General features: G+C 34.1%; 17 protein-coding genes. 5 read left to right on the plus strand and 12 right to left on the minus strand.

The genetic code is table 11. The features are described 5' to 3' along the window. Positions 1 to 5: 5 nt before the first annotated feature. The 4 genes from yajC to BKH41_RS05310 are packed head-to-tail and all read right to left on the minus strand — an operon-like array spanning position 6 to position 5,878. Positions 6 to 290: a preprotein translocase subunit YajC gene (yajC, locus tag BKH41_RS05295; RefSeq protein ID WP_095297711.1), complete on the minus strand. Its 285-nt coding sequence runs from the start codon at positions 288 to 290 to the stop codon at positions 6 to 8. Between the two features lie 48 nt (positions 291 to 338). After that, a complete protein-coding gene (nhaA, locus tag BKH41_RS05300; RefSeq protein ID WP_095297713.1) occupies positions 339 to 1,667 on the minus strand; it encodes a sodium/proton antiporter NhaA in 1,329 nt (442 codons plus the stop codon). After that, on the minus strand, positions 1,660 to 3,138 hold the full coding sequence (nhaA, locus tag BKH41_RS05305) for a Na+/H+ antiporter NhaA (protein ID WP_095297715.1): 1,479 nt from the start codon (positions 3,136 to 3,138) through the stop codon (positions 1,660 to 1,662). The genes nhaA (BKH41_RS05300) and nhaA (BKH41_RS05305) overlap by 8 nt, the downstream gene beginning before the upstream one ends. Before the next feature lie 16 nt (positions 3,139 to 3,154). Next, positions 3,155 to 5,878, minus strand: a complete 2,724-nt coding sequence (locus tag BKH41_RS05310; RefSeq protein ID WP_180762741.1) for a RecB-like helicase — start codon at positions 5,876 to 5,878, stop codon at positions 3,155 to 3,157. Between the two features lie 107 nt (positions 5,879 to 5,985). Here BKH41_RS05310 and BKH41_RS05315 point away from each other — a divergent pair, with 107 nt between their 5' ends. Next, positions 5,986 to 6,786, plus strand: coding sequence for a hypothetical protein (locus tag BKH41_RS05315; RefSeq protein WP_095297719.1), 801 nt, complete (start codon positions 5,986 to 5,988; stop codon positions 6,784 to 6,786). 265 nt (positions 6,787 to 7,051) lie between these two features. On the opposite strand, the gene BKH41_RS05320 is transcribed toward BKH41_RS05315, so the two are convergent. Together BKH41_RS05320 and BKH41_RS05325 are read right to left on the minus strand one after the other, a co-directional pair. Continuing rightward, positions 7,052 to 8,536 carry a TonB-dependent receptor gene (locus BKH41_RS05320; RefSeq protein ID WP_180762742.1) on the minus strand — a complete coding sequence of 495 codons (1,485 nt, stop codon included), beginning with the start codon at positions 8,534 to 8,536 and terminating at the stop codon, positions 7,052 to 7,054. Then, the gene (locus BKH41_RS05325; protein WP_257875417.1) at positions 8,496 to 9,047 is read right to left on the minus strand and encodes a TonB-dependent receptor plug domain-containing protein; all 552 of its coding nucleotides are present in this window, start codon (positions 9,045 to 9,047) and stop codon (positions 8,496 to 8,498) included. The genes BKH41_RS05320 and BKH41_RS05325 overlap by 41 nt, the downstream gene beginning before the upstream one ends. A 327-nt stretch (positions 9,048 to 9,374) precedes the next feature. Between BKH41_RS05325 and BKH41_RS05330 the strand changes: the two genes are divergently transcribed. Continuing rightward, positions 9,375 to 10,106 (plus strand): HpaA family protein, encoded by a 732-nt coding sequence (locus tag BKH41_RS05330; protein WP_095297727.1) that lies wholly within the window; start codon positions 9,375 to 9,377, stop codon positions 10,104 to 10,106. Here BKH41_RS05330 and BKH41_RS05335 read toward each other — a convergent pair. The 6 genes from BKH41_RS05335 to BKH41_RS05360 form a co-directional block, all read right to left on the minus strand. Next, on the minus strand, positions 10,103 to 10,417 hold the full coding sequence (locus BKH41_RS05335) for a hypothetical protein (protein WP_095297729.1): 315 nt from the start codon (positions 10,415 to 10,417) through the stop codon (positions 10,103 to 10,105). The two genes, BKH41_RS05330 and BKH41_RS05335, sit on opposite strands and share 4 nt — an antisense overlap. 148 nt (positions 10,418 to 10,565) lie before the next feature. Beyond that, positions 10,566 to 11,321 carry a glutamate racemase gene (gene murI / locus BKH41_RS05340; RefSeq protein ID WP_095297904.1) on the minus strand — a complete coding sequence of 252 codons (756 nt, stop codon included), beginning with the start codon at positions 11,319 to 11,321 and terminating at the stop codon, positions 10,566 to 10,568. A 4-nt stretch (positions 11,322 to 11,325) separates the two neighbouring features. Beyond that, positions 11,326 to 12,639 carry a transcription termination factor Rho gene (gene rho, locus BKH41_RS05345; protein WP_095297732.1) on the minus strand — a complete coding sequence of 438 codons (1,314 nt, stop codon included), beginning with the start codon at positions 12,637 to 12,639 and terminating at the stop codon, positions 11,326 to 11,328. Positions 12,640 to 12,766: 127 nt separating this feature from the next. Continuing rightward, on the minus strand, positions 12,767 to 13,432 hold the full coding sequence (locus BKH41_RS05350) for a response regulator (RefSeq protein WP_095297734.1): 666 nt from the start codon (positions 13,430 to 13,432) through the stop codon (positions 12,767 to 12,769). Then, entirely contained in the window at positions 13,425 to 14,990 is a 1,566-nt protein-coding gene (locus BKH41_RS05355; RefSeq protein WP_095297736.1) for a HAMP domain-containing sensor histidine kinase, read from the minus strand. Before BKH41_RS05355 ends, BKH41_RS05350 begins: the two co-directional genes overlap by 8 nt. Continuing rightward, positions 14,980 to 16,485: a hypothetical protein gene (locus BKH41_RS05360; RefSeq protein ID WP_095297738.1), complete on the minus strand. Its 1,506-nt coding sequence runs from the start codon at positions 16,483 to 16,485 to the stop codon at positions 14,980 to 14,982. Before BKH41_RS05360 ends, BKH41_RS05355 begins: the two co-directional genes overlap by 11 nt. A gap of 134 nt (positions 16,486 to 16,619) precedes the next feature. Here BKH41_RS05360 and BKH41_RS05365 point away from each other — a divergent pair, with 134 nt between their 5' ends. Genes BKH41_RS05365 through BKH41_RS05375 form a run of 3 tightly spaced genes read left to right on the plus strand, consistent with a single transcriptional unit; the run spans position 16,620 to position 20,460 of the window. Next, entirely contained in the window at positions 16,620 to 18,254 is a 1,635-nt protein-coding gene (locus BKH41_RS05365; RefSeq protein ID WP_343286806.1) for a cation:proton antiporter, read from the plus strand. A gap of 2 nt (positions 18,255 to 18,256) precedes the next feature. Beyond that, entirely contained in the window at positions 18,257 to 19,990 is a 1,734-nt protein-coding gene (locus BKH41_RS05370; protein WP_095297740.1) for a M3 family oligoendopeptidase, read from the plus strand. After that, positions 19,990 to 20,460 carry a hypothetical protein gene (locus tag BKH41_RS05375; RefSeq protein ID WP_095297742.1) on the plus strand — a complete coding sequence of 157 codons (471 nt, stop codon included), beginning with the start codon at positions 19,990 to 19,992 and terminating at the stop codon, positions 20,458 to 20,460. The genes BKH41_RS05370 and BKH41_RS05375 overlap by 1 nt, the downstream gene beginning before the upstream one ends. Positions 20,461 to 20,522 lie beyond the last annotated feature (62 nt).

The following is a 20,522-nucleotide window of genomic DNA, read 5'->3' on the forward strand; positions in this document are numbered from 1 at the left end:
TAAAATTACTTCGAATTTGTATCATCAAGTTTGTAAGCAACGTATTCTTTGGCTAGTTTTACTATGGTTTCATCGTTGATCTTTACGGTAAAAAAAGTATCTTCAGGCTTGATAACTTCACAGATAAAACCACCTTGAGCTACGATTTTATCCCCTTTTTGAAGATTTGTAAGCATTTCTTTATGTTTTTTTTGTTGCACTCTTTGGGGTCGAATGATAAAAAAATAAAAGATTGCAAACAGCACCACAAGAGGCAATACTGATGTTAGGAGTTCTTTGTAATTTTGCATAAATATCCTTTTGCATTGAAATTTGGGCGTATTTTATCATTTTTTCATTTAATTTTCTTTAGCTTTAAAACTGCCAAGGAGGGTCAGATAAATCACTCCAATAATTCCTGAAGTGAGTGATCCCAATAAAATGGCTATTTTTGATACCTCCATTGATTCAGGATGGGAAAATGCGAGATTTGAAACAAACATTGACATTGTAAATCCAATCCCAGCAAGCATTCCTGCTCCCAAGATATGTCCCCAGCTGACTCCTTGGGGTCTTGCGGCTATCCCTAATTTTTCACAAAGAAAAGTGACGATAAAAATACCTAAAGGTTTTCCGATTACAAGACCTAAAATGACCCCTAAGAGAATATGATCGATATCAAAGTGGATTTCGCCTCCGATATTTACCCCAGCATTAGCAAATGCAAAGAGAGGCATAATGAAATAAGCACTCCAAGGTTGTAGCATATGCTCTAGTCTTCCCAGCGGGCTTTGAATGGATTTTGTTTCGCTTCGAATCGAATATAGAATGTTGATTTGTTCTTCATTGAGTAAGTTTTGAGTTTCTTGCGTTTTGAGTCGAAAAGATTCGCCGAGATTTTTAATTAAATTTGAAAAATTTTTTCTTTGTTTTGCAGGTTTGATGGGGATTGTAAAGGCTAAGATGACTGCGGCAATGGTGGCGTGAATGCCGCTGTTATGGATAGCAAACCAGAGAAAAATACCTAAAATTAGGTAAGGAATGAGATTTTTAATCCCTATTTTGTTCATAGCAATCAAGATTGCTATAATAGCTGCTGCGCCTATGAGCCAACCCAGTTTTAGCCCCGTTGTATAAAAAATTGCAATGACTGCGATTGCACCCAAATCATCAGCGACTGCGAGCGTAACTAAGAATACTTTCAATGCTATGGGAACTTTTTTTCCCAAAAGTAAAATCACACCTAGTGCGAATGCAATGTCAGTTGCCATTGGGATACCAAAGCCGTGATAAGAATCCGTACCTGCATTTAGAGCATAGTAGATAAGTCCTGGAACAATCATTCCTCCAATGGCTGCGATTGCAGGAAAGGCAGCTTTTTTAAACCCTGCCAACTCTCCAAAGAGGATTTCACGTTTGATTTCCAATCCTACCATCAAAAAGAATAGTGCCATCAAAACATCATTGATCCAATCGTGGATTGAAAATCCAATAAAATATTCACCAAGGCGAAAACCAAAATCCGTGTGCCAAAATTCAAAATAATATGAGCTTAGAGGAGAGTTTGCTACAATCATTGCTAAAACTGCACTGATAAATAAAAAAATTCCTCCGAAAGATTCGCTTTTGATAAAATTTAAAAAAACATTTGCAAGGCTGACTTGGGCAGATTTTTCCAAATTATTCATCATCTATCCTTTTATTTGATTTTGTACTTAAAAACATCAAGATAACTCCCAATATAACAGATATCAGAGAGGCACATAATATTGAAATTTTTGATACGTCTATTGCAGCGGGATTGCTATAAGCAAGATTGGCTACAAACATTGACATTGTAAATCCGATTCCAGCTAGCGAACCGGCTGCAAGGATATGGCCATAGCTAAGTCCTTTGGGGCGAATTGAAAGATTGAATTTCTCACTTAGATAAGTAAAAAGAATGATTCCGATGGGTTTTCCAACCACAAGTCCCAAAATTGTTCCCCAAAAAATCCCATCAATATTGAATTCGACACTTGAGTTGATTCTTACCCCTGCATTTGCAAATGCAAAAAGAGGAACAATAAAATAGGCACACAAAGGCTGAAGAGCTACTTCGATTCGAATTAGAGGATTTTGGGCGTATTTGGAATACTTCGCAATAGTATCGAGCATATGGACTTGTTGGCTGATTTTTTCCATATCTATTTTTTTTTCGGCATCTTCGCTGGATTTGATGAAATTTTTAATGTTTTTCCAAGATGAGGCGAAAAATCCCAATTTCTCTTCATCTTGTTCGGTGTGTATTTCTCTGCCATTGTTGGTCATAAAATTGATTTTATTCCATTCTTCCATCATATTCATAAAATACGTTTTGGTAATATTGGATCTTCCTGGGATGCTCAGAGCTAAAATTACAGCTGCTACTGTTGCGTGAATACCGCTATTATGAACTGCAATCCAGAGCAAAACTCCTACACCCATATAACTTGAGAGGTATTTTGTATCGGTGTAATTCAGATAGATAAGTACGCAAATAAGTCCAAGAGAGACATATAGCCAACCTAGATTGAGCGTGTTGGTGTAAAATAGGGCAATAACGCTGATTGCACCCAAATCATCAGCGACTGCGAGCGTAACTAGAAAGATTTTGATTACAGAAGGGACACGTTTGCCCAAAAGCAAAATCACACCTAGTGCAAATGCAGTATCTGTACTCATAGCTACCCCAAATCCGTGTTCTGAAGGGGTGTTGTAATTGAAGAAAACATAAATTAAAATCGGAATAACCATTCCTCCTAAAGCTCCAAATACTGAAAATCCGACTTTTTTAAAGCCAGCCAGTTCTCCATATAAAACCTCACGTTTCATCTCTAATCCGACCATCAGGAAGAAAAATGACATTAAAATATCATTGATAAGGCTTAGGAATGTAATTCCGCTATTTTTATTTCCAATAAATCCTCCAAATTCAAGCTGCCAAATCCCAAAATAAATATTAGAAAATTCGGAGTTTGCTACAATCAGGGCAAGCACGACACAAAAGAAAAGCAACAGACCGCCGAAAGATTCGTGCCCGATAAAAGTATGAAGCCCTTTTTGGAGCCTGTCTTTGATGTAGTGAGCTGAGTTTTGAGATTTTTGATCTTCTTTGACAATCTTTAGTATTTCTTCCATTGCTTTCCTTAATAAGCTATGTCACGGGGATAAACTCTATTTTTTCGCGTACGTATAAAATATATGCTTTAATTTGACTTTGACCAAATTGGGTTTTGCTGAATTCAAGATATTTTTTTACTTGTTCTTTATGCTTTTCTTTATCTTTAATCCCACTTTTGTAATCAAGCACGATAATAGTGCCATTTTTATCCAAGACAATCCCATCAATTCGGTTAAGAGCGTTGTGATAAAGATAAGAAACCTCCGATTTTACCAAACCTTCGCTGATTATTGTTTTAAACATATCATTTTTTTTAAGATTTCCTATGAGATCAAGGATATGCGTGATGCTTGTTTGTGGCAGGTGGTAACCGAATTGGTTGTTTAAAATCTGTAAGATATTTTCATTTTTAATCCCATATCCCAAACCATATTCAAGCGCTTTGTGTAACGCTTCCCCAAAGAGTAAATCTAATTGGATAGGAGCTTGTGGGTTTTCATCTTGCTTGATGAAATCTTCTTGCTTGCCAAATTTTTTTTGTTCAACTACGATTGGGGCTATTTTAATTTCTTCAGATTTTTGATGGGGAAGATTTTGTAAGTTCCCAAATTCACAAGGGGAAAGATCAAGTTCTTTAAAAGCACTTTTTTGTTCTTGGAAAATGACAACCAACCCTTCTTTAGCACGTGTAAAAGCAACGTATAAAACGTTGATTTTCTCTTTTTCTTGCAATTCTTTTTCTTTGTCCAAAGCATTTTTATAAACAGGATCAGTTTTTTCGCGTTCTTGTTGTTTGAAAAATATTTTTTTAAGATCAATGCCTGCATATTCAAAGATAAGTTTATTTGTGTCAGGTTTTTGGGATTTGATGCGATCGCATAAAATGACGTATTCGAACTCAAGACCTTTGGATTTATGGATGGTCATTATTTGCAACCCTTTTTTAAATTCTGGAGCAAAATCAATTTCAAGGCGTTCAATGCTATTGATAAAATCATCTAAATTTTCATAATCAAAAGAGATTTCAAGCATTTTTTGTGCAGCTTTGCCATAAAGTCCAAAAGTTTCCATTACTTCTAAAATAAATTTTTGAGGCGTTTTGGAGGGGGTTTGAACAGGCATTTCTATATTTGTTTCCAACTCTAATCCAGCAAGCTTTAAGGCGGATTTTTTATGGATTTCAAGATTGGTTTTTGAAAAGGCTATGGAATGTAGAATGATTTTTGATTCATTTTGGTGGGTCAGTTTCATATTGGCTTCAGTAATGATTTGGAGTTTGGCGTTTTGACTCAATAAATAATCTTTTAGGTTTAAAACATCATCATTGCCAAAGCATAAGATAGCAATTTTTTCAGCAGGAATATTATGTTCAAGAAGAATTTCAAGATTTTTTAAAACCTCTTTGAAAATATCTTCTTGGGCTTGGCATATTTTTACATATCCTTTCGTGGAAGCGTTTTTATTAGGCGGGAATTTTTGAGGGACATAAGAGGCGATTTTGGGTTCAAAGATTTGATTGACATATGAAATTACAGATTCGGAACTTCTGTAGTTGTATTCGAGATTTTTTTGTTCGATATGTTTGGAAGCTTCATCAAAGAGTTCGCTGTTACTGCCTCTGAATCGATAAATGCTTTGTTTGGTATCCCCTACAAAAAATATACTTCGATCTTCAAAGCGTCCTTCTCCAGCATAAATTTCATCAATGAGGGGCTTGAGGATTTTGTATTGGATGGTGCTAGTATCTTGAAATTCATCAATGAGGATATGTGTGATTTTGTCATCAAGTCTGAAATAGAAAAAATCACGTTCAAAATGATTTTGAAGGAGTTCGTAGGTTTTGAGTGTTATGGAGTCAAAACTTAGGGCATTGGTGGTATTTTTTCTACTTTTTTTATAGAGTTTTAAAAACTTTAAAAGCTGTTTGAAAAATAATTGCTCTTGATAATCAAAATATTTTTTGAGAGATTCTTGAAGTGCTTCAAATTCGGGGTTTAAAGATTCCAATTGGAGTTTTTTAAAATAATGATAATCGCTTTTTTCTTCAAGCCATTTGAGATTTTTTGTGAGTTCTTTTATATTTTCGGTTTTGATGGCATTTTTTGCCCTGTCTGAAGCTTTTTCATTTAGACAAATGATATTTTTGATTTTTTGAGCGGCATTTAAAATCTCAAAATCTTTTGGAACATCTTTTAGCTCTTGGAGATAGTCTTGGAGTTTAAAATGTCCTAAGTCAAGCCGAAAAATCAAATCCAATAGTGTTTTTGGGTTGAAGTCTTTAAAGATGCAGAAATTTAAAAAATCTTTAAAATCATTTTCTGTAAGAGATTGGAGAAAATCTTCATAAATTTTTTCTTTGTCTTCAAATTCGATTTTGTATCGATTGCTCACTCCTACATACCAGCAGAATTTTTTTAGAATGAAATTTAGGAATGAATCAATTGTCATAATCTTTGTGTTTGCTCTTAAAAAATTTTGATGTATTTGAACGATATTTTTTTGAATCTTTTCTTCTGAAACACCATAATTTTTGAGTTCGGCGATGAGGATTTGGGCGTTGTATCCATTTTTGAGAGTGATAAGATTTTCATTGATACGTTTTTTCATTTCTGAAGCAGCTTTTTTGGTGAAAGTAAGCGTGAGAATTTCATTGGGATTTGCACCTCTTAAGAGCAGGCTGATATATCTCATTGCGAGCGCAAATGTTTTCCCGCTACCTGCTGATGCTTTTAGGGCTAACCATTGTTTAGAATCCAAAATATTTTCCTTTTTTTGATATAGTTTTTTAAAAATTCTAAATATATCTAATTTTTTGCCGATTTTATACTATCGAATGCTAAAAACTCTTTATAAGGAGATATTCAATGAAAAAAATGTTTTTTATCCTTACGGGATTATCGGTCTTATTTGCTTCTATATCCGTTGGAGCAACACCAAATAATCCAAGGCACACCCTTCAAAGTGTTCAAAAGAATCGAAACGCTATTTTAAACCAATTCACAAAAGGTTCGATTGTCAGTGGTACCAAAAGCACTGGATCAGTCAGGAGATGGTATCTCTTTAACGAGGGAAGTATCGGAAGTTCTTATACGATGCTTGGAAAATCTCAGTATGTTTCTGCAGATTTAGCTTACAGTACTTATATTCGTAGTATTGAATCATTATTTGGAGGAATGAGCTTGATGGCAGGAACTGAATTGAGTTTTCCTATTTATCTGATGTCTCGGGGTAAATCTAATATATTGAGCGATCATCGAGATTTGGAAACAAAAGAAACTGAAGGCGTAGCAGGATGGGGTGTCCAGCTTCCGCTAATGGTCGGACTCGAGTATAAAGGCTTCTATGTTGTGGGATTGGCAGGATATACGTGGTTGTTTATGAAAGACACCTATGCTGCAGCAGGACGCGGGGCGAACCCAACTGTTTCAACCAATTATGATGGGCTTATTTATGGTGGGGGTCTTGGCTATAAAATCAGCAATGTTGTCAATATCGGTGTTCGCTATGTGACTGGTTCGCTAACCAATCGATCTGCCCAGACTAAATTTGATGACAGTGCAGTCAGTAATGGACTTGATTTATTGAGCATAACTAGAGAGAGAGGAAGAGACCTCTATGGAATTGATTATCAAAGGTTTTATGCTTTTATTTCTTATATTTTTTAGAAATTCCTTTTTCTGTCTGAAATTTGAGATGGGAAGGAAAATTAAAGGTATTTGCATTAATTAATTTCAAAAAATATACTCAAATGGTATTGTTAGAAAATAAAATTCAAAATATAAAGGATTTAAATTTCCTTGAATGGGTTGATTGAATTTTTTATATTGAAGTGTGCATAAACTCTTTTTAATTTTGAGAATGGGGATTAGGCAATTGCACATAGTAGTTGCTAAGATAGAATAATCAAAGCGATTATTTTTATTTAAATCCCTAAAAATCCATATTTAAACTGACAAAATAGCGTCTGCCTTGATGGATATACGCATAGTTGTTAAACCATTTTGCCTTTCCTTTTTCTGTTTCTTTTGTGTAATCTACGAAATTGTGATTTAATAGATTGTAGATACCAAAGTTTAAACGAATGCTTTTTGTGAAGTCGTAGTTTCCTCCCAAATGAAGTAAAAAATAAGGTTTATAATAGATTCCAAGATGGGGGTGGGTAGTTCGAAAGTTTTGCAGATCTTTGAGTGTGGCAATTCCACTTTTTACATATAGCTGTTTGGCCTTGTATTCGCTTCTGAGATAAAAACCGATTTTTGAAAATGAATATTTCAAGGTGGCATTCATATTGTGTTTTGGGACATTAGTCAAGGGAAGTCCTTTTTTGCTGCCTGAAGTGATTAAAGAGCGTGTAAATGTATAGTTAAAATCAAAATCAATTTTTCCAAAACTGATATCGATGGTTTTGAGGCTAAAAAAGAATTCTGTACCATAAGTTTTGGCATTGCCAGCGTTGATGCTATATTGACAGCCTTTAGGATTTTGGCAAATCCCTTTGGGTAAAGGAGCGTTTTGAGGTAAGGTTCCTGAAGACGTAATTTTATTATTAAAGAGGTTGTAAAATCCAATAAGTCCGACATTTGTATGAGTTGTTTCATTCAAGATGGAAAATTCAATATTCATCGAATTTTCAGGTTTTAAATTCGGGTTTCCATAAATAGCCTTCCCACTCTTGCTATAGTCATAGATGCCATCGGTAAGTTGATTGGCATCGGGTGTTTTGTAGCCTGTGGAAATCCCGCCTTTAAACGTAAGAGAGTCGCTTGCATTATAGACAAGATAAGCACTAGGAGAAGTATTAAAGCCAAAAGCAGGATCATAATTTTCTCTAATGCTAAGAGTTAAAAATAAACTATTTGCAATGGCTGATTCGTTTTCGATGAATAAACTCATATCATTTCGGTAGAAAAAATGATTAGAGGCTACGATATTATTAGCAATGCTTCTGAATCTGTAACGCCCGCCAAATGTGAATTTTCCTATCTCTTTTTTTGTTGTGACAAGCTTGGCATTCACAATAATATCATCACCTCTGAATTCTTTGTATGCAGGATTTATTTTTAAATTTACAGGCTTACTGATCAAATGTGTGGCATTGTATTGGATGGAAGTGTTGGTTTTTCCAAATGCATAGCTTCCTAAGTGGGTCAAAATGAGATTATTCCTACGGGCGTGAATATTTTTATCAGCACTCAGACGATAAATATCAGGCCTTGTATTATTGATCCATTGGTCGGCGTAAATGGCATCAAAATATAAATAGTTTTTCTCATCGGGCTTGTAAGAAAGTCGCCCGCCTACATTATAATTATTGGTTTCTGGAGAAATCTTGCCTTCAATATAGCTTTTGGGGTCTTGAGGGAGGGTTAGATTTCTATAAGGCACAAATGCGCGATACCATTCCATTCCGCGCATAGAAATTCCCCGAATAGATATTGCCAAAGTATTTTTGTTCTTCAATCGTGGTTTCAACCAAAAAACTTGAGCCCCATTCCTGTAAATTTTTTTTGGTGATGATATTGATGACCCCGCCAATTGCATCGCTTCCATATAGGGTACTCATCGGTCCTCTGATAACTTCTATGCGTTCAATCATTGCTACAGGCGGGAGAAAACCTGAAAATATCCAGTCGCTGTAAGCATTAGGAAATGCTCCTGCAGAGACATCTTGCCTTTTTCCATCAATCAAAATAAGCGTATATCCTGCAGGCATACCGCGAATGGAGATAGGGTAAGCGCCGTTTTGACCTCTATCCATATCAATACTGACGCCTGGCACTAAAGATACAGCTTGCCCGATATCATTTACAGGTTTAGCTTCAAGCTGTTCTTTGGTAATTACAGAGATTGAGGCAGGAGTGTCTTTGAGTTCTTGAGAGGATTTTGAAGTTGAGACGATGGATTTATTTAATTGGTATTCCTGCATTTCAGCATTTGAAAAGACGCTTAAAAATAGAAGAAAATAAATATTTTTTTGACACATTTTCATATTGATAAAAATTTTATTTTTAATAAGAAAATCCTTTAAAATAATGACAAAAATCTATATTATTATAATTATTATTATAATTATATAAAATATTTAAAAATTGCTAAGTTTTAATCGTATTTTTGCAGGATGGAAGTGATTTATTAATTCATATTGATTGAGGAATGAATAGGAAGAATAAAGTAATTACTTGTTTTGAATTATAATATCAAATCAAACGATTTTAAAAAAGTGGTTATCATATTAAAAAATAAAGGAGTTCAAATGAAAAATACAACATTAGCTTTGATAGCTGGAGTTTCAATTGTCTTGGCAGGTTGCGCAACATCTGTACCTACCAAAAATGGAGTGAGTTTAAACTTTAATTACCAATTTAAGAGAGAGCCTCAGGGTAAAACCAATCGTAGTTTGATATTAATTGAGCCAAAAATTATTTTTAGTAAAAATATTAGTCCGAATTATAGGGAAAAGTTTGAAAAATCTTTAAAATCTCAAGTTGAAGAGATGTTTAAGGCAGAAGGGTATCAAGTCATTAATGTCGCAGATAAAAACACCTTAAGCACTCAAGATAAAAAAGCTGGGTATTTGGCACTTGCAATCAGTGGTCATATTGATGTTTTGGAAGATACCAAGTTAAAAGTAGAGGCGAATACAAAAAATCTGGACCAAGAGGGCGTGGATACATCTTCAGGATTTTTAAGATTGGAATTTTTTGAACCTATGAGTTTGGATATTTTACATACTTTTAACATTGATCTTTCTAAACTTCACGCTAAAACCCATTATATTAAGCCTGTTGCAACCAATTCGGGTGGTTTTATGACTAAAAAAGTCGTGCATTCAGTTTCTGAAGATAGTTATGATGATGGCATCAAAAAAATCTTGAATCAAATCTATGCTAAAACTATGAAAAAGATTGATAAAGAACTCAGCGATAAAAATATAGATCAGTATGAAAAAGCTCTCAAAGAAGTTAAAAATAAAACAGGCAATTAATCCTGCCTGTTTTTGGTTGTTTCTAGGACCTCTTTTGTTTTTGGTTCAGGTCCATAGAATTTCTTTTTTGAGTCTTTTTTCAGAATGATTTTTTTAAGCCATTTTTCATAAATCAAATGGTCGATACTTTCAAGTGGCGTTTTATTGATGCTAAAAAATATCCATAAAATTGTGAGCGGAAGATAGATCATTCCTGCTAAAAAATATAAACCGATAATCTTTACGCCTAGATTGTTCAAATTCTCATTATTTGGTAATAATAAGAATATTACGACAAAAAATATTCCACCAATTAAAATAGCCTTGATCATTTTTTGTTCCTTTTCATCTATATGTTTAATTTTTATCAAAAAAGATTAATAAATTATATACAAAATTATAATTTATTATATAATTATTTTTATTAATTAATGATAAGAATAATAATTAATAATTTTTATATAACAAGAGAAATGAATTTTAGAGATACGAGAGCCATTTTTGAGCAGTTTCTTTTAAAGAGGAAACATTACTTGAGGCATAAAAACTTAGTTTTGCTTGTTTTTTTATCTGTTTTTGAGCAATGCCGTAGTTTTTTTGCAGGTAATCAACGATTGCATTGCCAGAATGAATCAATGTGCTTTTGTGTTTGAAAAAAACATCAATGGCAGGCGCTATAAGAGGGAAATGCGTGCAACCCAAAATAATAGCTTCAGGAGGTTTGGAAACGGATGAAAAATAATAGCGCATAGTTGCTTCTAAAATTTCTCCATCTTTGATTCCTTCTTCAACAATAGGAACAAAAAGCCCTGTAGCTAAACTTTGAATTTGGGTATAACCGCAAGCGTGAAGTTTATCTTGATACATTTTTGAAGAAATCGTGGCTTTAGTGGCGATGACTAAAATAGAAGCGTCTTTATCAGTTATTTTATTTTTTACGGCTTGAATGCCAGGCTCTATAACTCCTACGACAGGAATGGGGCTTTTTTCTTTCATTTCTTCCAACGCATAAGCGCTAGCAGTATTGCACGCAATGATTAGAATGTCAATGTGATGGGGAGCAAAAAAATCCAACGCTTCAAGTGAAAAATTAATGATGGTTTGTTTGTCTTTAACCCCGTAAGGAACCCTAGCAGTATCACCATAATAGATAATTTCATCAAACATATTGGCGTTCAAAATGCTTTTAAGAACAGTTAGACCGCCAACACCACTATCAAATACACCTGCTTTCAAGAAATCAATCTTTTTCATTCATCATATTGAGAAATTCTTCATTATCTTTTGTCTTTTGCATTTTTGAATAGATAAAGGTTAAAGCTTCAATATCATCCATTTGTTGCATAACATTTCTAAGCATCCATACTTTTGTGAGCTTGTCTTTTCCTAAGAGAAGATCATCTTTTCTTGTTCCTGATTTTAAAATGTCAAAAGCCGGATAGATTCTTCTGTCTGCAATATTTCTAGCTAGGACGATTTCGCTGTTGCCCGTTCCCTTAAACTCTTCAAAAATGACTTCATCCATTCTTGATCCTGTTTCAATTAGGGCTGTTGCAATGATTGTGAGACTACCGCCTTGCTCAATATTTCTTGCCGCTCCAAAAAATCTTTTTGGTTTATGCAATGCATTGGCATCGACTCCCCCACTAAGAACCTTTCCGCTTGAAGGGGTGATGGCATTATAGGCTCTAGCCAAACGAGTGATGGAGTCAAGTAAAATCACGACGTCTTTTCCCATCTCTATGCGGCGCTTAGCCCTCTCTAAGACTAATTCGGCGACTCGAATATGGTTGGCTGAAGGGAGATCAAAAGTAGAGCTAAATACTTGCCCCTTTACGCTTCTTTGCATATCAGTAACTTCTTCGGGGCGCTCATCTACTAAGAGGACGATAAGTTCTATTTCGGGATGGTTGTAGGTAATACCGTGTGCTAGTTCTTTCATCAATTCAGTTTTTCCGGTTCGAGGGGGGGCAACAATCAAGGCTCTTTGACCTTTTCCAATTGGGCTGAATAAATCAAGCATTCTACCTGTAACTTTTGTGGGTTCATACTCAAGTTTGATTTGCTCTGTCGGAAAAAGCGGGGTTAAGTTGTCAAAAAGGGGACGATTTTTTATTTCTTCTAAAGAAAGATAATTGACAGCTTCAATTTTAAGAAGTGCATAATATCTTTCTTGATCTTTTGGGGAACGAACTTGTCCGGTTACTACATCTCCATTTCTTAATGCAAAACGTCTGATTTGAGATTGACTTACATACGTATCGTTTTGACTATCGGTAAAGGCTTCATCGATTCCTCTTAAAAATCCGTATCCTTCGTTTGTCGTCTCTAAAATTCCCGTAAAGAGAATGTAGCCGCCCTGACTGACTTGGGTTTTTAAAATTTCAAACATTAAATCTTGGCGTTTGTATTCCTGCGGGTTTTCTATTTCCAATTTATTGGCGATTTCGATGAGTTTTTCCATCGGTTTTGTACGAAGTTCTTCAATACGATAGCCATCTACGGGAGTATGGGTTCGGGTTTTTGAAACATTGGAATTTTGTTCTGTAGCCATTTTTATCCTTGGAAATTTCCCCTAATCAAAGTGCAATGCATTTAGATTTGGATATTTTGGAGTTTTTTGAATGTAAGGTCTGTATTTTATACAAACCTTGGCATTAAAGTCAATAATTTCTCGGTAATTAATTATCTTTGATAGTTATGTCAGGGTGGATTTTATAGACCTTGTTTTTGATTTTGATCAAAAGTCCCACTTCAATAAGTTGTTTAAAGGTTTTTACAATAGTGGGTTTTGAAACATTCAAGTGAGAGATGATATCTTCATAAGAACCATAATATACGTGGTCTTCATCGCAGTTTTCAAGCAAAAATTTGATAATTTCTATTTTTTTGCCGCCTACGAATGCAGAGATAGCATTGATAAGAAGATTTTTTGATTCAAGTTCAAGGGCTTGGAGTTTTGGAAGCATAGCTTTTTGTAAAGCATTTAACAACTCATCAACGTCCAATGGCTTGAGGATATAACCATCTACTTTCAAACTGATGGCATCAAGAAGATAAGGAACTTCGGTGTGTGCTGTTGTAATAAGAACAGGGCAGTGGGGGTTGGTTTTTCCATTTCTAATGGATTTAATCAACTCAATGCCGTTGAGTTTTGGCATCAAAATATCTGTTAAGACAACATCAATATTGTGAGTGTCAAAAATATTGAGGGCTTCCTGACCATTTTTTGCTAAAATAAGCCTGCCTACATAGTCTTCAAGCACGATTGATGTGATGCGTTGCGTATCTTCGTCATCTTCTACATATAAAACGGTGAGGTTTTTTAAATTCTCATACTTATCCATGGTTATCCTTTTGTTGATTTTGTTTTACAGGTAATTCTATCAAAAAAATTGCTCCATAATAACTTTCTACTGAAATTTTACTTGTCCAATTTGAATTGGATACCGAAATTGTTCCATACATTTGTCTTTCTATGATTTGTTTTGTCATATAAAGACCAATTCCTGTTCCTACTGATTTGTGCTTTGTAGTAAAGTAGGGTTCAAATATCTTATTGATGTTTTCTGATTTTACACCTCCTGCATTATCTTTGATGGAAATAAAGGCGGTAGTGCCTTTGACATTTAATCCAATTTCACATACACCGTTATTGATATTTTGTTCCAATATCGCATCGTAAGTGTTTTTAATCAGATTTAAAATCACTTGCGTAAATACATTTTCGTGTTGGTAAAGCTGAATGTCATTTTCAATATCGGTATAAACGGTAATATTTTTTTGTCTTAAAGTTGGATTAACGATTTTAATCGAATCTTGAATGGCTTTGGCAAGTGAAAATTCGCCTTTATCTTTATTTAAGTGGAAAAAATTCCTGAAATTTTCTATCGTAGCTGACATATTTTTAGCAATTCTAAGAGCATCTTCAGTTTGAGTATCAATAAAATGCTTATCGAGTTTGCCGCTGTTGAATTTGATTTTAAAACTTTGAATCAAAATAAGAAGTGAGTTTAGCGGCTGCCTCCATTGATGAGCAATGTTTTGAATCATTTCTCCCATTGCGGCTAAACGGGCTTGTTGGTACATAATTTGATCTTTTTTGCGCGATTGCTCAACTTCGTGTTCAATAGTCTTTTGAAGATTACGATTTATTTCTTTGAGTTCTTTGGTTTTTTGATTGATAGCTTTTTCGAGTTCTTGATTTGTATTTTTGATATAGTTTAAAACAAGGTTGGATAAAAATAAAGTCATAAAAATGACAATAAACATAAAAACCATCAGTACAACGAGCGTGATTTTATAAAAAACATTAGTAGTTGAATTTTTGAGCATCGAGATTTTTAAACGCAACCCAACGATATTTGAAATGGCTTTATTTATCTCTACGCTTAGACTAATGAGGATTTTGATATCTTCTTGGTAATGTTTGGATTTTTTGTGATAAAGCTTTGTAAGCAGATCATTAGTCGTCTTGATAATGCGATCGACTTTTTGTATTTCTTCAAACTCGTATTGTCGGTATTCCTGCATTTGCGTATAGGATTTTTTAGAAATTTTTTTTTGATAAAATTGTTTGACTTGTCGCAGAAAATTTTTTTTGGGTTTTCTGAGGAGTTTGTATTCATTCCATACGTTAAGCATAAGGTTTTCATTCGAAGAAATATCCGTTTTTTGATTGACATAATTCATAATGTCAATGATATAAAAATCTTGAATTTGCTTTAGTTTTTGGATTTCTTTGATCGGAGCGGGAAAATTTGTCTCATAATCGTATTTTAATCCGCTTAAAGCCAAAAATGAAGTGATACATACAAGCAGAAATCCAATCGTGATAGTAGCAATCAGCATTTTTGTTTGGAGTTGGAGGCTTTTGCTGTGAATTTTTTTGATATCAGGATTCAAGTTTTACGCCTCCGATTGCATTTGAGAGAGCATTTACAAGCATATTGTATTGGATAAATTTTATTTGGTTTTCTTCATTTTCTTTTTCTATGGCTTGTTGGATATTTTTTTGTTCTTGTATGAACTTGAGTTTTTTGCTTCGGGTATCTTCAATTTCTTTGCTAAGGGTTTCTATCTCATTGAGCAAAGATTTTTTTTCTTCAAGATATTTTGCTAGGCTGATGCTGATAGTTTCTTTTTGAATCATCTCATCAGTTTTTAGGTTTTGAAGTTCTTTCTTTTTTTTCTCATAAATTAAATCGGTTTCGCTTAAAATTTTGTTTTTAATTGAAATTTCATTTTGTATTTCGTTGATATCAGTTTCTAGATTGAGAGCTGTTTGTCCGGCTTTATCTGCTTGATCTTGCAAGGAGTTTATTTTGATTTGAATTTCAAATTTTTGTACAGCCGTGTTTTCTATTTTTTCCAAGCTCCATTTTTCGCCTCTAGTGTCAATAATAATAGGAATAGAAATTTCTTGACCATCAATATGGATGGTTTGACCCTGGTAAAAATCGATAAAATCCCTTGCTCCATTGGAATTATTATAAAGCATTTCGAGTAATTTGTTTGATACTTTCTCATAAATCAGATTTTTACGGGAGCGAATTTTTTCTTCTGCAAAGCAGGTTTGTAGAATGCCTGGAATTTTACCATCAAGAATTTTTTCTAGATGTATTCTTAGTTCTTGAGTTACTAGAAATAAGAAATTTTTAGAAAAATCAATATTAGAGACGTTTTCTAGGTTCATTTTGGTGTTTAAGACATAGCTGACATTTTCTGAAATCAGGTCTTCTAGATTGATTTTTTTAAGGCAAGCGTTGATTTTAAGTCTGTCTTCATCATCAAGAAGCCTTGCAGTGCTTAGTTTTTGGACACTTCGAATTTCGTTGCTGATTTTTACAAACTTAAAGTCAAAAATTTTGAAATAAACGCCAAGTTTTGAAAAAAATAGTCCGTCTCTTGTTGTCAGATTAAAAGTTTTTTTAATGGCATTTCTAACGATGTCTCTAAAAAGGAGGTCATTATTAGAATCCACGCAAGTTTTGGCGTATTGTAAAATCAAGCTGAAATCTTCTTGAGAGAGAGTTTCGTTATCATCTAAAGTTTGAGATTTGAATTTATTTTTACTTTCTTGAATCCATTTACTCAGGAAAAAAACACAAAGGTTATTAACAGGATCTTTAATCGTTGCAGAGACTTGGATATTATTATTTTTGTCAAAATAAACAAAAGTATTCATTCCATTTTTTCTATAAAAATCTGCAATGCTTTTTCGGACACATTCCTGATAGTTTTTATTATTGGGATCAGTAGAATGGTCTTGGAGTATTTTTTTAATCTCAAGAGACAAATTTGCAATAATATTTTGGTTGAAATCAATTAAATTTTTTGATCTTGCACAGCCTTGTTCAAGCATATCCATAGTGATTGTATATAATAACGAACAATCCATTTGCTACCTTTTGTAGTATGATTGCAATTTTTATCAGACATTATAACAGAAAAGTAAAGATTATATTCTAGTTTTTAAGGGGGGTTATCATAGAAGAGGTATTTTATGTTACGGTTGCTGGTCTTGGAATATCGATTGTCATCAATTTATTTTTGAAAAGATTTGATATGCCTGTGATTATCGGGTATATCCTCACAGGTGTGGCAATTGTATATCTTTTTGGGATAGAGGGTTCTGAAGTTTTATCAAGCATTGCTGATCTCGGTATTGTGTTTTTGATGTTTATGATCGGTCTTGAGTTTAGTTTTGATCGATTGCGTGCAATGAAACAAGAGGTTTTGCTTTTTGGTATTTTGCAGGTAATGGTAACGACATTGCTGTTTTTTACGCTGAGTTATTATCTCTTTGGACTTTCGTTGGTTTCCTCATTAGTTGTTGGAATGGCGTTTTCGCTTTCTTCTACAGCCATCGTTTTGAAGTATTTTGAAGAAAATAAACAGCTCAACACGGTTGCAGGAAGAAGTGTTGTGGGAATTTTGATTATGCAAGACATTGCTGTCATCCCGATTTTATTGATTTTGGCATTATTGAGCAATGAAGGTTCAAGCTTGGGAAATTTGTTGCTTAAGACACTTATCTCTGGTTTTATTGTTTTGGTAATTCTTTTGTTACCCGGAAGGCATTTTGCTACTCGAATACTTAATTTATCTGCCAATAGCAGGCTTCCTGAACTATTTATGGGGACTATTTTACTGATTGTACTTGGGGCAGCAAGCGTCAGTCATTTTTTTGGCTTTTCGATGTCTTTGGGGGCTTTTATTGCTGGGATGGCGATTTCAAAATCTCGTTATAAGTATCAAGTAGAAGCAGATTTATCGCATTTTAGGGATATATTGCTTGGATTGTTTTTTGTTACTGTTGGAATGCAAATCAATTTACCTTTTCTATTTGATCAATTTTTTGCTATCGTGCTTTTGCTTTCTGCGACGATGGTTTTGAAGATTGCTTTGATTTATTGGATTCTTAAAATTTTTAGGAGCTCTCAAAGTTCTATTAAAACCGCCTTATCTCTTTCTCAAATCGGGGAGTTTTCTTTCGTCGTGTTTTTGAATGCAAATATAAGCGATCTTTTTAACTATGAAAATCAAGGTGGTATTTTAGGGTATTTGCAAGAAAAAGGAATCATTGAAATCATCCCTGCAGATATCCATCAGTTTTTGGTTTTGATGGTGATTTTTTCTATGCTCATCACTCCATTTATCCTTAAATATATCAATCCGATTTCAGATTATATTCTTGCAAAACATTTAAATCACGGGTTTCAAAAGGATCAAAAAGTTCAAATCCCTATCCCGCTTCAAGATCATATTATCGTCGTAGGCTATGGAACATATGGATCGGAAGTTGTGGATATTTTAAAGCAAAATAATGCCAGATATATTGCTGTAGATTATAATATTGCCCAAGTTGAGCTTGGTGAAAAAGCTAAGGATAATGTTATCTTTGGAAATATCGCTCAAGAAAGCTTTTTGGAAAAACTTAAGTTAGAGTCTGCAAAGTGCGTCATTATTACAGTTGATAATACGAGCATTATCAAGGCTATTTGTGATAGAATTTTAGGCATTGCTCCCGGTGTTAATCTGATTGCAAAAGTAGATTGTAAAATAGAAGAAGAGGAATTGAGTAGGCTCAATGTCAATAGCATTAACAGCAAGCGTGAAATAGCGACTTTGTTGGCTCAATATGCCCTGAATGCGAAAGGAACATAAGTATGACTGAAGAAATTGAACACAGATGGGATTTAAGCGCTCTTTTTAAAAATGTAGCAGAGCTTGAAAGCCATCTTTCAAAGACAAATAAAAAGGCTAAAGCATATGAAAAGAAATACGCAACCCATTTGGGCTTGCTTTCTGTTTTGGACTTTAAAAAGGCACTTGAAGAATATGAAAGCATAGTGGAGAGCATTTCTAAGGCAATGACTTATGTTTTTTTGGTTTTTGCCTCTGATACTTCAAAAGGGGATTTTTATGCAAAATATGAGTTGATTGTTAATGGAATTGAGGAACATATTGTATTTTTTGAAATCGAATTTTGTGAGTTGGATTCAAAAAAGCAGAAGGAATTGATTCAAAAAAATGGAAAATACGCTCATTATTTGCAGAATCTTAAAGAGAAAAAAACCCATCAGCTTTCGTTACCTGAAGAAAAAGTGCTTTTGGCTACATCGCCTGTTGGAGTAGGGGCTTTTTCAAGATTATTTGATGAATATCTATCCTCTTTGAAAGTCGCTTATAAAAAACAGAATTTGAGTGAAGAGGAAGTTTTGGCTCTTTTGCACCATAGAGACAGAAAGACAAGAAAAAAAGCTCAAAAGTCTTTTAGTGTCGCACTTAAGGAGTCGAGTTTTTTATTGACCTATATTTTAAATATGGTGCGCAAAGATTTGCATATTGCTACAAAACTACGCCATTATGAGAAAAAAGAATCGTTTCGGCATATTGACAATCAGATTACTCAAAAAAGCGTTGATAGTATGATTGAAATCGTGAATGGAAATTTTTCTTTGGTGCATCGTTATTATGAAATCAAATCTGAACTTTTGGGCCATAAGCTTAAAGATTATGATCGTTATGCACCTATTTTAGGTGAAAATATTCAAGTCGGGTATGGAGAGTCTTTGGAATGGGTTTTGAAAGCTTTTAAAGACTTTTCTCCCTTGTTCCATCAGATTGCTTCAAAGGCAATTGAAAAAGGCTGGGTAGATTCCCATCCTAGAGAGGGAAAGCGAGGAGGTGCTTTCAGTCACGGAGCGGTGCCAAGCGCTCATCCTTATGTTTTGCTTAATTTTACGGGTAATAGGCGAGATGCCTTTACCATTGCGCACGAATTTGGGCATATGGTTCATCAGGAATTAAGTAAAGGTGTGGGATATTTAAATATGGATACTCCTTTAACCACGGCAGAAACCGCTTCAGTGTTTGCTGAAATGCTTTTATTTGAGAGTTTGAAGCGTGATCTTTCTGATGTAGAGCTCCGCGCCATTTATGCGAGCAAATTGGAAGATATTTTTTCAACGCTTTTCAGACAGACGGTAATGACAAATTTTGAACGCAGGATCCATCAGGAAGAAGATGAACTCAAGGCTGAGGATTTTGATAGGATTTGGCGGGAAGAAAATAAAAAAATGTTTGGAAAAAGCCTGAAATTAACAAAAAATTATGATAGATGGTGGAGTTATATCCCCCATTTTATTCATTCTCCTTTTTATTGCTATGCTTATAGTTATGGACAATTGCTTGTCTTGGCTTTGTTTGGGCTTTATAAAAGCGGGCGTAATAAAAACTTTGTTGCAATTTATATCGACTTTTTGAGTAAGGGAGGTAGTCAAAGCCCTAAAGATATGGTTAGGGCATTTGGATTTGACATTGAAGATGAAAAGTTTTGGAAGATTGGAATGGGTGAAGTTGAACGGATGCTTAAAGAATTTGAAAGGCTGGGTGCTTAATGAGTGTTTTAGGGGAATATAATCAGTTAAGCAACAAGCATTGTTTTGAGAATATAAGTTTTTTGGCTCAGAATAATCTGAATTTTTGTATTTTGTGCGACTTGTCCAAAGTGAGTTTTGAGCCCTTACTTCCAAAAGAAATTCTTGAAAAATTCGGACCTTTTGTACTGTTTGTTTTGGCGGGCTATACTTTTGAGAGCCTTAGGGTTTTTGAAGATGGCATTGAATTTGAGGCCGGTTTTGGTAAAAATAATATAGGAAGTGTCGTAAGCGTTCGTTTAGAAGGCATCATTCAAGTCATTATAAAAGACGGAAAAGATGAAAATATTGTGTTGTTTAATCGCTATGATATGAGTTCAGTCTTTGGAAATTCTGATGAAGAGGCTATGCAGGATTCTATGGAGGCTATTTTATCCAATCCACAAAATAGAGAAATAATGAAAGCTCTTCAAAAGAATGGAAAAAGTTAAATATAAACAAAATATTTTCTTTTATTTTGTGGTAAAATCAAAAAAGTCTAAAGCTTAATTTT

It is taken from the genome of Helicobacter sp. 12S02232-10 (assembly GCF_002272895.1).
Lineage (GTDB): Bacteria > Campylobacterota > Campylobacteria > Campylobacterales > Helicobacteraceae > Helicobacter_J.

Coding starts and splice junctions, on each gene's coding strand:
- yajC (WP_095297711.1), bottom strand. CDS start 290: ATGCAAAATTACAAAGAACTCCTAACATCAGTATTGCCTCTTGTGGTG.
- nhaA (WP_095297713.1), bottom strand. CDS start 1,667: ATGAATAATTTGGAAAAATCTGCCCAAGTCAGCCTTGCAAATGTTTTT.
- nhaA (WP_095297715.1), bottom strand. CDS start 3,138: ATGGAAGAAATACTAAAGATTGTCAAAGAAGATCAAAAATCTCAAAAC.
- BKH41_RS05315 (WP_095297719.1), top strand. CDS start 5,986: ATGAAAAAAATGTTTTTTATCCTTACGGGATTATCGGTCTTATTTGCT.
- BKH41_RS05320 (WP_180762742.1), bottom strand. CDS start 8,536: ATGCGCGGAATGGAATGGTATCGCGCATTTGTGCCTTATAGAAATCTA.
- BKH41_RS05325 (WP_257875417.1), bottom strand. CDS start 9,047: ATGCAGGAATACCAATTAAATAAATCCATCGTCTCAACTTCAAAATCC.
- BKH41_RS05330 (WP_095297727.1), top strand. CDS start 9,375: ATGAAAAATACAACATTAGCTTTGATAGCTGGAGTTTCAATTGTCTTG.
- BKH41_RS05335 (WP_095297729.1), bottom strand. CDS start 10,417: ATGATCAAGGCTATTTTAATTGGTGGAATATTTTTTGTCGTAATATTC.
- rho (WP_095297732.1), bottom strand. CDS start 12,639: ATGGCTACAGAACAAAATTCCAATGTTTCAAAAACCCGAACCCATACT.
- BKH41_RS05350 (WP_095297734.1), bottom strand. CDS start 13,432: ATGGATAAGTATGAGAATTTAAAAAACCTCACCGTTTTATATGTAGAA.
- BKH41_RS05360 (WP_095297738.1), bottom strand. CDS start 16,485: ATGGATTGTTCGTTATTATATACAATCACTATGGATATGCTTGAACAA.
- BKH41_RS05370 (WP_095297740.1), top strand. CDS start 18,257: ATGACTGAAGAAATTGAACACAGATGGGATTTAAGCGCTCTTTTTAAA.
- BKH41_RS05375 (WP_095297742.1), top strand. CDS start 19,990: ATGAGTGTTTTAGGGGAATATAATCAGTTAAGCAACAAGCATTGTTTT.